Origin of the sequence: Citrobacter sp. Cb031 (genome assembly GCF_030336725.1) — a bacterium.
Taxonomy (GTDB): domain Bacteria; phylum Pseudomonadota; class Gammaproteobacteria; order Enterobacterales; family Enterobacteriaceae; genus Citrobacter; species Citrobacter braakii.
In genome coordinates this window covers 201,054-213,924 of the sequence record NZ_JAOWDA010000025.1, presented here as the reverse complement: position 1 = coordinate 213,924, position 12,871 = coordinate 201,054, and the positions used below count along the sequence as shown (strand labels likewise).

Here is a 12,871-nt window from a genome sequence, read left to right as displayed (position 1 = left end):
CTGGCGAGTAATCGTCGGCCCTTTTGTTTTTTCCGGGGATATGCCGGGGATATTCCAGAAAGGTAACCATGGTGATTTATGGTTATTTTATGACCGCCCACCATATCTACAGCATTTCTTGCTTAGTGCCATTCGCAAAACGTTAACATTTGCATACATTGACGATGTGTGAAGCTGGTGGACGAACTCCACGCATAAGCCCGCCCGCATCATATAAAAAAGGCTGGCACGTCTTTTTGCGTACCTTGCGTACCCAGTTTTTCACCGCGCAATCTGATGAATAGCGTTTCTGATGTTTGTCACGCTGCCAGCGAATGGCCCGTGTAACCCTGGCATTTCTAAGCATGAGAATGGCTCTTTGAACCTTAACATTTCTTAACATCTGGCTTGCCCCGGCGCAAGCTAATGGCTCGTAAAACCTTAGGAATTCTTAGGGGCTGGCTGCGGTCACAAACGCCGCAAACCCTTCGCATTTGCACCCGCCAGACGGTATGCGTCGATGAGTTTTTCGCGTTTTACCGACTCCGAATTCGCAGTTTTTTTGCGCAGTTTTGCGTAGTTTTTTGCGAATTCGCAGTTTGTTTATCTTTGGCATCGTCTTTCTTTTCTCCGTGCCGTCTTAACTTACCTGCTCCGGGTAACGTCGGCAAAATATTTTGCTCAGTACCCGGCGCAATATCCCGGCGCACGCCGTCGAACTCAAAAAGTACTGCTGCGGGATAGAAATCATCTCGAGCACTTGCGACAACAAACACACGTCTGCGTCGTTGGGCCACTTCCGAAAAATTGAAGATTACCCGCCGCCGGGAGAAGGAAAACCGCAGGAGCGGAAAAGGAAACCGGGCGATCAGTGGCGGCTCACGTCTGAGTGCCACGTTAATTAATAAAACAGGTTAATAATTATTAAAATAACCGAAAATGTAGATAATCAATATCCGATAGATAACAAACAATATCGAACAAATAATTTACATTACCCTGAATGATTTCATCGGTTTATCTCGGTGCGCAATCCATTCAAATATTTTATCATTACATTGAGCTGTTCCCGATTGGCGGCCAGCATCTCACCAGAAAGTGAACCACATAAAAATCCATGATGATCGACAAAGAAAAATGCTTCAGAATTTAAAGACCACTTATATTCTTCCAGTGTTTTTAATTCCAAATTATCGCATTTATGAATTTTTTTATGTTTCTCGATTTCAATATTCTCCATTATACTTTCCTTTCATTTATTTTTTATATAAATCCAAATAACACATTCACATATATGTTATTTACCAGCTTACAATAACATTATTTTGGACATACTAGCGGCTTAGGTTATAGGATTTAGTCACCTCATTAACTAAAAGGCGTTTATGTAATGGCTATTCCTGCATATTTATTTTTAAAAGACGACGGCGGCGCGGATATCAAAGGTTCAGTTGATGTCCAGGATAGAGAGGGAAGCATAGAGATTCTATCTTTTGGTCATGGTCTGCATATTCCGACAGACAGCAGAACCGGAAAACTCACCGGCACCAGGCAACATGCCCCCCTTAACTTTCAAAAAGAGTTCGACTCTTCCAGCCCGTATCTTTACAAGGCTATTGCCACCGGGCAGACACTTAAAAGCGCAGAATTTAAATGGTACAGAATTAACGACGCCGGGCAAGAAGTTGAATACTTCAACATGTTGCTTGAGAACGTGAAGATCGTCAGCTCCGCGCCGCATATGCTCGATATCAAAAACCCGGCGACCGAAAAACATAATCATCTTGAAAACGTAGCCATGCGGTATGAGCGGATTACCTGGAAATACTGTGATGGCAACATTCAGTTTTCTGATGCGTGGAATGAAAGATGATCCGGTGCACCTTCCATCTTAATGGCGGACAGCTATCAACATTAAGTTGCCCGGGCGTGGGTTTTTTCCCGGCGTACTCAGGAAATGCAGGGCCACACAGGAATAACCCTGCTTCGATTACAGTAGTAAAAAAAGGGCCATTGCCGCCCGGTCTTTACTACATCGTGACGCGCCAAAGAGGCGGGCTTCACTCCCGCTGGCGGGATATGGTGCACGGCTTAGAGAGCGGCTCAGATCGCGATCTATGGTTTGCGCTTTATCGCCAGGATAGCCAAACTGATGATATCTCATTCATAGACGGTGTTGAGCGGGGTAACTTCCGTTTACATCCCGCGGGTAAATCGGGCATTAGTGATGGCTGCATTACGCTACCCAGCCATGCAGATTACGCAATCTTACTTGAGGCTTTATTAAGCACACCATCAGTTATGGTTACGGCTCAATTAAAAGCGTTCGGCACAATACAGGTGTACTGATGAAACCGGCCACACATGCTTTTTTATGGCTTTCTGAACTGCTCGCCCTGACAGTGGTTTACACCCTGCTTTGTTACTTCATCCCTGATGAAGCGTTTATGGCGTGGTATGAGGAAAACTATGGATTCATACAGGAAGCGCACTGGAATGACGGGTTTTCACTGATTCTGTATTTTCTGGCTATAGCCATCACTACGTTTGCGATCTGGTTTATTGCTGCTGCCAGACAGAGGAAGTGGAAAAAATCACAGGGTGAAAACACATGACGTTTACGTGTCCAGGCTCTGCCAACGTATTACCTTGTAATTCGAACATGACCACCTGACAGGTGGCCACAGCGGAAATACACCACAAACGCGCCGAAGTTATTAGGCGCGTTTTTATTACCTGTAACTTTTAACGCCCCACAATCCATACTCAAAAAATCACAAAAATTACTTTATATAAAAAAGTGTCCACCTGTTCACCTTTTGGATTTTTATTATATTTATCATGAAATTAAGTGGTTAACATCCACTTCAGCCACGTCGATAATGTCCAGCTTGTTCGCTAAGACCAAATCAACTGAACCAGGCTGATAGCGCTCTACCTGTTTGCACCGAAATGTGAAATGAGTAACAAGAAAAACAAGTCAGGCAGGGACGGAAAGTGTTTCACGTGATAAGGCGAGAACATGCGAAAGGCAACCCCCTCTGGACGTTGCCATCCAGAGATGGAAACGTCCGTTAGAGTTTGATTCGATAGTCAGCTCAAACTAGCTCTTTGAGCTGCTCCTGCATATAAGTTGAAAAATACTCTGGGTTCTTGATAAGGATGCGGTTACCGGAGGCCACTTTTTCTGCCCATCCGGCCACTTTTTTCGTGAACTCGGGATTCCATCCCTCCTGCTCACCCCGTGCCATCACAGCTTCTGGACTTGCTGGCACACCTAAGTCATGCAAATACTTTAAGATTCCCTTAGCGGTACTTTCATCCATTGAATGGGGTACTGACGCCGAAGTGTTCATACCACCAATAAAATCCAATGCTTTCTCAATTGCTGTTGGCATGCTCTTATCCTTAAAATTAACCACGTGAGAGACACATTTATACTATGTACCCAACTCCGCCGGGATATCAAAGAGAACATCACCTTTATTTGATTTACCCCGCAGCTAAACGCTTGCGGCGGCTGTTTTCTGCACGATTAATTCGCTATTCCGGCCAAAACCAGCCCGGTCGCTACCGCATTACGCGGCCCTTCGGTACCACGGATGTTGCCCTGCCCGGCAACCACGCCGTAATGCGCCAGCGCGTCGGTGATCATCTGCGGGATTTCGAAATCCAGCGAGGAGCCGCCCACCAGCACCACAAAAGTCATATCGCGAATAGAGCCGCCGGGTGACACCTGGCGTAAAGCGCGCAGGCAGTTGGTCACAAAAACCTTCTCTTTGGCCTGTCGGCGCACCAACCGAATTTTTTCCAGCGAGGTCTGGTTATCTACTGGGATCAGCTCGCCGTTTTTCAGATAAACGACTTTGGCAAACACTGACGGACTGAGCTGTTCGCGAAAAAACTCCACCGCGCCGTTTTCGTGGCGAATGCTGAACAGGCTCTCCACTTTTGCCAGCGGGTATTTTTTAATTTCCTCCGCCAGAAACGGATCGCTTAAGCCCAGCTCGGTTTGAATTAACAGGCTGACCATATTCCCCGCGCCAGCCAGATGGACCGCTTTCACAACGCCATCGCTATTGATAATGGCGGCATCGGTAGAGCCTGCGCCTAAATCGAGGATCGCCAGCGGTGCAGCACATCCGGGCGTTGTTAACGCACCGGCGACAGCCATGTTGGCCTCCACGCCGCCGACTTCAACCGGGATGTTTAACCGGGCGCTCAGCTCACTGGCGATGGCCTGCATCTGTAAGCGATCGGATTTCACCATCGCCGCAATGCCAACGGCGTTCTCCATTGAACACTCCCCGGCAATACCGCCCTGCACCTTGCGTGGAATAAACGTATCCACCGCCAACAGATCCTGAATATACACCGCGTTCATGTCGTGACCGGTCAGCGAGGCCATCACCTTACGCACTCGCTCCAGCATGCCGCCTGCATGCGTACCTGCTTCACCACGAATATCGCACACGGGCGCACAGGTGCTCATCGCCTGCATAATGGCCTGTGCGCCTTGCGCTACGTCGGCTTCACCGCCACGCTTTTCGCCGCGGATAAAGATCTTACCCGCCGGGATCACCCTTGAGCGCACATCACCCTGCGGGGTTTTCAGCACCACGGCGGAACGGTTGCCAATTAGCGCCCTGGCGATGGGGACGATGGTTTGCGTTTCCTCGGGCGTCAGGGTAAAGAAGGTCGCGATGCCGTAAGGATTCGACAGCACACGCACCACCTGTCCTGGGGCCGCCACTTCCACCGCCGCCAGCACACCTTCCGGCACCTTCTCCAGCAGGGTGACTTCATCTACCACCGGCATTGTTCGACGCAGGCGATTGTTCACCAGCACGCCATCATCTTTTTTCAGGATCGCCGCCACCACGTTGACCCCGCGATCCAGCGCCTCATTGATATACCAAACCGCCTCGAGGAAATCCCTCTCCTCACCGACCAGCGGGATCCAGCCCTGGGTAAACCGCTCTTCACTCAACGCCGCCAGCTTCTCCACGGCGATGGTGGTTCCCATTCCCACGCCAACGCCGCCGGGCGTTTGCGGGTTATGCCCAATCATTGTTGATTCGGTAATGATGGTTTCAGTGATGGTTTCCATCGCCACATCGCCAATCACCGGTGCCGCCTCGTTGATGCAGATTTTCGCCACATCCTGAAGCGACCACGGGGTGTTATTCAGCGCCTGCTGCAGGGAGGCCACCACCCCGGCAATATTGTCCCGTGTGCCTTTCATACCGGTCGTAGCGACAATCCCGCTGGAGATAAACCGGCCATGCTGCGCCAACGCCACTTCGGTGGTGGCGTTGCCGATATCAATCCCTGCAATTAACGGCATACAACCTCCGTCACTGGCTGCCTTTACGCAGCTTGTTTCTCTGCAGATACACCTCTGCCGACTCGCGGACAAACCCGGCGTTCACCGTGGCATGCCAGGTATGTTCCAGTTCATCGGCAATGGCCTGAAGCTCGGCGAACGAAGAACGAAACGGCCGCAGCGCGTTGTAAATTTCAAGAATACGGGCATCCGGGATTGCTATAAGCTCCGCCGCACGACGGAAATTACGCGCCACGGCGTGACGCTGCATCTGTTCGGCAATCTGCGCCTGGTACTCCAGCGTTTGCTGAGAAATACGCACATCCTGCGGACCTACGCGGCCCGCCAGCACATTCTCAAGGGTAATCTCGGTTAGCGGTTTGCCGGTAGGAGTCTGGATTTTCTCCGGGCAGCGGGTCGCTAATGGATAATCCTGCGCGGTCATGATGTTGTCGTTCATGGTCATTCCCTTACGAGTGCAATATGCAGCGTGACAGGCGCAGCATCCTGCACCACGTGTTTGGTTTCTTTGATATGAAACAGCGCGGCCTTGGCCATAAATTTGGGGCGTACCATCTGGTCATTAACCACTGGCACTGGCGAAGGCGACTCTTTACGTGCATAGCGCGCGGCGTTTTTACCAATCTGGCGATAGGTTTCCAGCGTCAGCAGCGGAGCCTGAGAGAACAGCTCAAGGTTGCTCAGAGGCAGCAGATCGCGCTGATGAATCACCGTGGTTCCTTTCGACTGGATACCAATCCCGACGCCAGAACCGCTGAGATTTGCCGCATCCCATGCCATAAATGAAACATCCGAGGTGCGCAGAATCCTCACCACCCGAGCATGCAGGCCCTCTTCTTCAATGCCGGCAACCAGTTCTTTCAAAATCGCTTTGTGCGGCATATCAATCAATGTTTTGTGCTGATACTTATCAAAGGCCGGGCCGACGCCTATCACGACTTCATCCACGCGTTCGTCCGCTTTAGCCGCCTCGCCTTCGCTCACCTGCAAGGTGAAAACCGGCTTACGTTCAGTTGTGCATTCCACTGTGTACCGCCTTATTCGATCGAGCCGGGCTGAACCACGCCCGCAATATTTTTAATTTCCGCCCAACGTTCGGCAGAGATGCGATAGCCGGTGCCGGGTCCCTGATAGTCGTTGATGTCATTAACGGCGCTGACGACGTCGAACTGACGATCCAGAATGGCCGACGTTTGCAGGTAATCACCAGTAACACGCTGCCTCAGCATGTTGAGGATATTGCTGGCGATGTCTTCGAAGCCGCTGGAACTCAACGCGCCGACGATATCCAGCCCGGTGATATTGCGTTTCATCATCTCTTCCACGGCAGCCAAATCTTCCACCACATTGCGCGCGGGCATATCTTTGCTGCCGTGAGCGTAAGTGGCGGCCTCCACCTCTTCATCGCTAATCAGCGGCAGGCCCAGTTCGCGGAACACCGCCTGAATGGCGCGCGCGGCCTTATTGCGGATGGCGATTGTCTCCTCTTCCGTGACCGGACGCAGGCCCCCATCAACCATCAGATCGCGTTGCAGAATGTTGTAATCATCGAAGTCTTCAGCGTCGAAGTTCGACCCGGCAAACATGTTGTCGTAGTTCGGTACCGCGCTATAGCCGGAGAAGATAAAGTCGGTGCCCGGCAGCATCTGCATCAGGGTGCGGGCAGTACGACGAATATCGGAGTGGGAAAAGGTCTGGTCATTGGCGGAGGCCACTTCAAGGTCGAGCATCGAGGCAATCAGGTTTTCCGCCAGCACCGCGCGAATCCCCGACGGCACAGCGCCGGTCATGCCGATACAGCTGACCGCACCGTTTTGTAACCCCTGTACGCCCGCGCCTTTGGTGATAAAAATGCAACGCGACTCCAGATAAAGCATCGATTTACTTTCGGAATAGCCCATCAGCGCTTCCGAACCGGTGCCGGAGGTGTAGCGCATCTTCAGACCACGAGAAGCATACGCCGAGGCAAGAAACGCTTTTGACCACGGCGTATCATCGCCATCGGTAAACACCGACTCCGTGCCATATACCGACACCGTTTCGGCGTAGCTGGTTAACCCGCGCATTCCCAGTTCCAGCTCCGTGGCCTCTTCAACGGAGCATTGCGTCAGCACGCCGGGGCGACCGCATTGGGACCCCACCAGCAGCGCCAGGGCGTTAAACGGCGCATAGCGGGCGATCCCGACCGTTGTTTCCTGTTCGGAAAAGCCACGGATCCCCGCTTCAGCAGCGTCGGCAGCAATCTGTACCGGGTTATCTTTCAGGTTGGTCACGTGGCACTGATTGGAGGGGGTGCGTCTGGCGCGCATTTTTTGCAGCGCCATCATCATCTCCACCACGTTCATTTGCGCCATCACCTCCACCGCTTTCGCCGGGGTGATGGCAGTCGTAATGGCAATGATCTCTTCCCGACTGACGTGGATATCCACCAGCATTCTGGCGATCTCCAGCGCGTCGAGCTGCATGGCGCGCTCGGCCTCGGGCACGTTAATCGCGTAATCGGCAATGAACCGGTCAATCATGTCGAACTCGGCGCGGCTCTTGCCGTCCAGCTCAACAATACGACCATTTTCCACCTTCACCGACGAAGCCGGATCGTAAGGGCTTTCCATTGCGATCAGCCCCTCTTCAGGCCATTCGCCAATTAGCCCATCCTGATTTACAGGCCGCTGGGCAAGCACTTCGAATCGTTTTGATCTTCTCATAGTTTATGGACTCAAAAGATAAAAAATAGGGACGCCGGGCCGTATTGCCGGGGACACAACACCCGGCATTCGCCTTTCATCAGCAATAGCCGAACTCTAAATGAGCAGGACAATAAAAAAATAAAATTAATTTCGTTCCAATTTGGTACGTAATAAAAAACCATCGTTTCATATTGAAACGCGGCTCAGGAATATTCACCGCGAATTGTGACGAGGTTAAATGATCATTATCAACAAACGCCACAACAGGAAACTGAACGTAATATTTTTGAAATCCCCACCCTATTGACTTAATAACGCGGGGCGAGAAAATAAGATAAAGCCAATGATAAAAATAGCTGTTGCGCGATATTTTCGTGACCTCAGCCCTACAACCTTTTCAGGAGAGACTGTGAATAAGAGCCAACAAATCGCCACCATTACGCTGGCGGCTGCAAAGAAAATGGCGCAGGCCGTCGAGGCTAAAGCGCTTGAAATCAACGTTCCGGTGGTGTTTTCCGTGGTGGATCACGGCGGGAACACGCTGCTAATGCAACGTATGGACGACGCGTTTGTCACCAGCTGTGATATCTCTCTTAATAAAGCTTATACCGCCTGCTGCCTGCGACAGGGTACCCATGAAATTACTGATGCGGTACAACCAGGTGCCTCTCTATATGGCTTGCAGCTCACCAATCAACAACGAATTGTTATTTTTGGCGGCGGTTTACCTGTCATATTAAACGGCAAAGTAATCGGTGCCGTTGGTGTAAGTGGCGGTACCGTCGAACAAGACAGATTATTAGCAGAAACCGCATTGAATTGTTTCTCTGAATTATAATTTAAATCTAAGAAGGTATATTATGAGCTATCGTATGTTTGATTACCTGGTGCCAAATGTGAACTTCTTTGGCCCCAATGCTATTTCCGTGGTCGGCGAACGCTGCAAACTGTTGGGCGGTAAAAAAGCGCTGCTGGTCACTGATAAAGGTCTGCGGGCGATTAAAGACGGCGCGGTAGATAAAACCCTCACACATCTGCGTGAAGCCGGTATTGACGTCGTGGTTTTTGACGGCGTTGAGCCAAACCCCAAAGACACCAACGTGCGCGACGGCCTGGAGGTCTTTCGGAAAGAGCATTGCGACATCATCGTTACCGTTGGCGGCGGTAGCCCGCATGACTGCGGTAAAGGCATCGGTATCGCCGCGACTCACGAAGAGGATCTCTACAGCTATGCCGGGATTGAAACCCTGACCAACCCGCTGCCGCCGATCGTTGCGGTGAATACCACCGCCGGTACCGCCAGCGAAGTCACCCGCCACTGCGTGCTGACCAATACCAAAACCAAAGTGAAGTTTGTGATTGTCAGCTGGCGCAACCTGCCGTCGGTCTCCATTAACGATCCGCTGCTAATGCTCGGCAAGCCAGCCCCACTGACTGCGGCTACCGGGATGGACGCCCTGACCCACGCCGTGGAAGCCTACATTTCCAAAGATGCCAACCCGGTCACCGACGCTGCCGCTATCCAGGCGATCCGCCTGATCGCCCGTAACTTGCGCCAGGCCGTGGCGCTGGGCAGCAACCTGAAAGCTCGCGAGAACATGGCCTACGCCTCCCTGCTGGCGGGTATGGCCTTCAACAACGCCAACCTCGGCTACGTTCACGCGATGGCGCATCAGCTTGGCGGTCTTTACGACATGCCGCACGGCGTGGCGAATGCCGTACTGCTGCCGCACGTGGCACGCTATAACCTGATCGCTAACCCGGAAAAATTTGCCGACATCGCAGAGTTTATGGGCGAGAACACGGACGGACTCTCCACCATGGATGCCGCCGAGCTGGCCATTCATGCTATTGCCCGCCTCTCCGCCGACATCGGTATTCCGCAGCATCTGCGCGATCTGGGCGTCAAAGAAGCCGATTTCCCGTATATGGCGGAAATGGCGCTGAAGGACGGCAACGCCTTCTCCAACCCACGCAAAGGGAACGAGAAAGAAATTGCCGAGATCTTCCGTCAGGCATTCTGATAACGCAGGGGGCGCAATGTCACTTTCATCACCGGGCGTACATCTGTTTTATCACTCACGCTGGCAGGGTACTCGCGTGCTTGATGAGCTGTGTTGGGGGCTGGAAGAGCAAGGCGTTCCCTGCCGGGCAATCTGTTGCGACGATCATGACTGCGCGCTGGCGCTCGGCAAACTGGCGGCCAAAAGTTCGGCGCTGCGCGTGGGTCTCGGTCTCAACGCCACCGGTGATATTGCCTTAACCCATGCCCAGTTGCCCGAGGATCGGGCGCTGGTCTGCGGGCATACCCGCGCCGGGACAGCACAGATCCGCACGCTCGGCGCCAATGCCGGTCAACTGGTTAAAGTTCTTCCCTTCAGCGAGATAAAATAAATGTACCGCATCTATACCCGAACCGGTGATAACGGCACGACCGCGCTGTTTGGCGGCAGCCGTATCGATAAAGACGACATCCGCGTTGAGGCCTACGGCACGGTGGATGAACTGATTTCCCAGCTTGGCGTCTGCTATGCCAGCACGCGCCAGGCCGAGCTACGCCAGGAACTGCACGCTATGCAGAAGATGCTGTTCGTACTGGGGGCGGAACTCGCCAGCGATCAGAAAGGACTCACACGCTTAAAACAGCGTATTGGCGAAGAGGATATTCAGGCGCTGGAGCAGCTTATTGACCGCAATATGGCGCAAAGCGGCCCGCTCAAAGAGTTTGTTATTCCGGGGAAAAATCTGGCATCGGCACAGCTGCACGTTGCGCGAACCCTGACGCGTCGGCTGGAGCGGATCCTCATTGCGATGGGCAGAACGCTGACGTTACGCGATGAGGCCAGGCGTTATATCAACCGGCTGTCGGATGCGCTGTTCTCGATGGCCAGAATCGAAGAAACTACTCCAGATGTTTACGCTTAAACTGGCTGGCATCAATGTCGTACTGCTTCATCTTACGCCACAAGGTGGTGCGACCAATATTCAGCAGTTGCGACATCTCCTGAACACGCCCACTGGTCACGCGGGCGGCATGGATAATCGCCTCTTTCTCGATGGCGGTAAAGGTCAGGCTGGCGGGCAGCAGTGAAGATGCCGTCTCCAGACCAGGGCGTTCGGCAAACAGATAATCCGGCAGATTGCTCAGCCGAATATGGCCGTTATCACTGCTGATAGCGATGTTTTCAATAATGCTGTTCAGCTCAAAATCATTACCCGGCCACGAATAGGCCACCAGTTGTGCCAATGCGTCGTCGTCGATCTTCAGGCTGGATGAAAAGCGTTTTTTCAGGCTATTCAACCGCGTATAAATCAGCGATGGAATACTGTTACGCCGCGCCCGCAGCGGCGGGATTACGATCTCAAAAGAGTGCAGCGCGTAATACAACTGACGGCTAAAGCGGTTTTGCTCCACCAGATTCGCGAGATCAACCGTGGTGGTAGCGATCACTTTGACATCCACCGGAATCAACCGCCGGGCATCCAGGCGGGTTAAAACGCCCTGCTTAATCACCTGCAGCAACGCGGATTGTAACTCCGGCGCCAGATATTCAATTTTTTCCAGAAACAGCGTGCCGCCGTTCGCCAGTTCAAGACGGCTCAGCCGACCGTTTTCATCATCGGTGGGCGCACTGCCCATAAAATCCTGCCCCAGTACGCTGTTGGCATACAGCTGGCAGTTCACGGCGATATACGGCCCGCTGGCGCGTTCGCTTTCATTGTGAATGGCCTGACTCAGTAGCTCTTTACCGACGCCCTCTTCCCCGCACAGCAGGATCGGGAAACTTCCCCTCGCCGCCTGACGACCAAAGTGGATCAAACGTCGGGTTTCTGGATCGTCTGTCGACATCTGCTCAAAGGTGTGGCTCACCTTGCCGAGCTGGCTGGTCATCAACTGACGCATTTGCTCCACCGGATGCAGCAGCAGGATAAAGCTGTTGCCCTGCTCTTCAACAATCGGTTTCAGGGTGATGACGGCATCAACAAACTGGTGCTGGCTTTCAAAGGTGACTTCGACATGATTCAGGCCGCGGGCATGTTTGATCGCCCGACGCAGCAGCATGGGGAGATTGAGCAGGTCGTTAATATTCTTCCCCTGGCTGGCCTGCGCGTCGAGATGCAAAAGCAGCGCCGCGCGCGCATTGAGGAACTGCAATACACCCTGTTCGTTCCAGGCCATCACGCCATCATCCATACTCTCCAGCAGCCCGTACATCTGGTTCAGATGGCGGTTGGATTCAGCCAGCAGGCTGTCAGTCAGCAATGAGTTGCCGACTTCTCTGGCAATCGCCAGCGTCAGGGATAAATCAGAAACGCACTCATGCTCTACCAGACAGCACAGCGAGATGGAGCCAAACAGTCGACCATGGTTATCGAATACTGGCGTAGAGCAGAACGACCACGGATGCAACGCCTGTTTAAAGTGCTGATCGCCAGAGGTTTTTGTCGGTTGCCCCGGCATCGTCGCCAGCGACAACGCGCAGCTGCCAATAATGCTTTCCGCACAGTAACTGCCGTCGCGAAAACCGAGCTCCGCCAGTTGCTCCACCGTCTGCGGATCGCCGCAACGGCTGAGAATACAGGCCGATTCATCCAGAATTAACAGCGCGCACGGACGGCCGTCCATAAACTCCCAGGCATCTTCCAGCGCGGCCTGAGCAATCGTCAGCAGCGCCGTTTTGCGACGACAGATCGACTCAAAGGTCAGGCCCTGCGCCTGATGCGGCGCCTGCCAGGTTTCCCGCTGCATAAACTTGCTGCAACGATGCCATGACTGGGCAATGACCGAAGAGACTTCCTTCCCAATGTCCTGAGTGTGCGTCGTCATATCCCTTTCCGCTGTTTTACCATAGACAAC

The 12,871-nt window shown here is 52.8% G+C and carries 14 protein-coding genes; 7 read left to right on the top strand and 7 right to left on the bottom strand.

Features of this window, described 5'->3' with window-relative positions; genetic code table 11:
* Positions 1 to 988 precede the first annotated feature (988 nt).
* Positions 989 to 1,219 carry a hypothetical protein gene (locus OGV93_RS10785; protein WP_131380144.1) on the bottom strand — a complete coding sequence of 77 codons (231 nt, stop codon included), beginning with the start codon at positions 1,217 to 1,219 and terminating at the stop codon, positions 989 to 991.
* Between the two features lie 150 nt (positions 1,220 to 1,369).
* On the opposite strand from OGV93_RS10785, the gene OGV93_RS10780 reads away from it, so the two are divergent.
* From OGV93_RS10780 to OGV93_RS10770, 3 genes are read left to right on the top strand one after another with little or no spacing between them, the layout of a single operon-like run.
* The gene (locus OGV93_RS10780; protein WP_103928652.1) at positions 1,370 to 1,852 is read left to right on the top strand and encodes an Hcp family type VI secretion system effector; all 483 of its coding nucleotides are present in this window, start codon (positions 1,370 to 1,372) and stop codon (positions 1,850 to 1,852) included.
* Complete coding sequence (locus tag OGV93_RS10775) at positions 1,849 to 2,328, top strand: DUF2778 domain-containing protein (RefSeq protein ID WP_101701233.1); 480 nt, start codon at positions 1,849 to 1,851, stop codon at positions 2,326 to 2,328. The genes OGV93_RS10780 and OGV93_RS10775 overlap by 4 nt, the downstream gene beginning before the upstream one ends.
* On the top strand, positions 2,328 to 2,594 hold the full coding sequence (locus OGV93_RS10770) for a hypothetical protein (protein WP_103928653.1): 267 nt from the start codon (positions 2,328 to 2,330) through the stop codon (positions 2,592 to 2,594). Before OGV93_RS10775 ends, OGV93_RS10770 begins: the two co-directional genes overlap by 1 nt.
* A gap of 483 nt (positions 2,595 to 3,077) precedes the next feature.
* Here OGV93_RS10770 and OGV93_RS10765 read toward each other — a convergent pair whose 3' ends face one another.
* The 5 genes from OGV93_RS10765 to OGV93_RS10745 form a co-directional block, all read right to left on the bottom strand.
* Complete coding sequence (locus tag OGV93_RS10765) at positions 3,078 to 3,401, bottom strand: DUF1889 family protein (RefSeq protein WP_071524484.1); 324 nt, start codon at positions 3,399 to 3,401, stop codon at positions 3,078 to 3,080.
* 113 nt (positions 3,402 to 3,514) lie between these two features.
* Complete coding sequence (locus tag OGV93_RS10760) at positions 3,515 to 5,326, bottom strand: diol dehydratase reactivase subunit alpha (protein ID WP_287109558.1); 1,812 nt, start codon at positions 5,324 to 5,326, stop codon at positions 3,515 to 3,517.
* A gap of 10 nt (positions 5,327 to 5,336) precedes the next feature.
* Entirely contained in the window at positions 5,337 to 5,765 is a 429-nt protein-coding gene (locus tag OGV93_RS10755; RefSeq protein ID WP_047358662.1) for a diol dehydratase small subunit, read from the bottom strand.
* 2 nt (positions 5,766 to 5,767) lie between these two features.
* Entirely contained in the window at positions 5,768 to 6,352 is a 585-nt protein-coding gene (locus tag OGV93_RS10750; protein ID WP_049040242.1) for a propanediol/glycerol family dehydratase medium subunit, read from the bottom strand.
* A gap of 11 nt (positions 6,353 to 6,363) precedes the next feature.
* Positions 6,364 to 8,031 (bottom strand): propanediol/glycerol family dehydratase large subunit, encoded by a 1,668-nt coding sequence (locus OGV93_RS10745; protein WP_016154580.1) that lies wholly within the window; start codon positions 8,029 to 8,031, stop codon positions 6,364 to 6,366.
* 391 nt (positions 8,032 to 8,422) lie between these two features.
* On the opposite strand from OGV93_RS10745, the gene OGV93_RS10740 reads away from it, so the two are divergent.
* Genes OGV93_RS10740 through OGV93_RS10725 form a run of 4 tightly spaced genes read left to right on the top strand, consistent with a single transcriptional unit; the run spans position 8,423 to position 10,938 of the window.
* Positions 8,423 to 8,851 (top strand): GlcG/HbpS family heme-binding protein, encoded by a 429-nt coding sequence (locus tag OGV93_RS10740; protein WP_019077737.1) that lies wholly within the window; start codon positions 8,423 to 8,425, stop codon positions 8,849 to 8,851.
* 22 nt (positions 8,852 to 8,873) lie between these two features.
* The gene (dhaT, locus tag OGV93_RS10735) at positions 8,874 to 10,037 is read left to right on the top strand and encodes a 1,3-propanediol dehydrogenase (protein ID WP_287109557.1); all 1,164 of its coding nucleotides are present in this window, start codon (positions 8,874 to 8,876) and stop codon (positions 10,035 to 10,037) included.
* A gap of 16 nt (positions 10,038 to 10,053) precedes the next feature.
* Positions 10,054 to 10,407, top strand: coding sequence for a glycerol dehydratase reactivase beta/small subunit family protein (locus OGV93_RS10730; protein WP_016154583.1), 354 nt, complete (start codon positions 10,054 to 10,056; stop codon positions 10,405 to 10,407).
* Positions 10,408 to 10,938, top strand: a complete 531-nt coding sequence (locus OGV93_RS10725) for a cob(I)yrinic acid a,c-diamide adenosyltransferase (RefSeq protein WP_101701238.1) — start codon at positions 10,408 to 10,410, stop codon at positions 10,936 to 10,938.
* Here the strand turns inward: OGV93_RS10725 and dhaR are convergent.
* The gene (gene dhaR, locus OGV93_RS10720) at positions 10,916 to 12,841 is read right to left on the bottom strand and encodes a dihydroxyacetone kinase operon transcriptional regulator DhaR (RefSeq protein ID WP_016154585.1); all 1,926 of its coding nucleotides are present in this window, start codon (positions 12,839 to 12,841) and stop codon (positions 10,916 to 10,918) included. The two genes, OGV93_RS10725 and dhaR, sit on opposite strands and share 23 nt — an antisense overlap.
* Between the last annotated feature and the right edge of the window lie 30 nt (positions 12,842 to 12,871).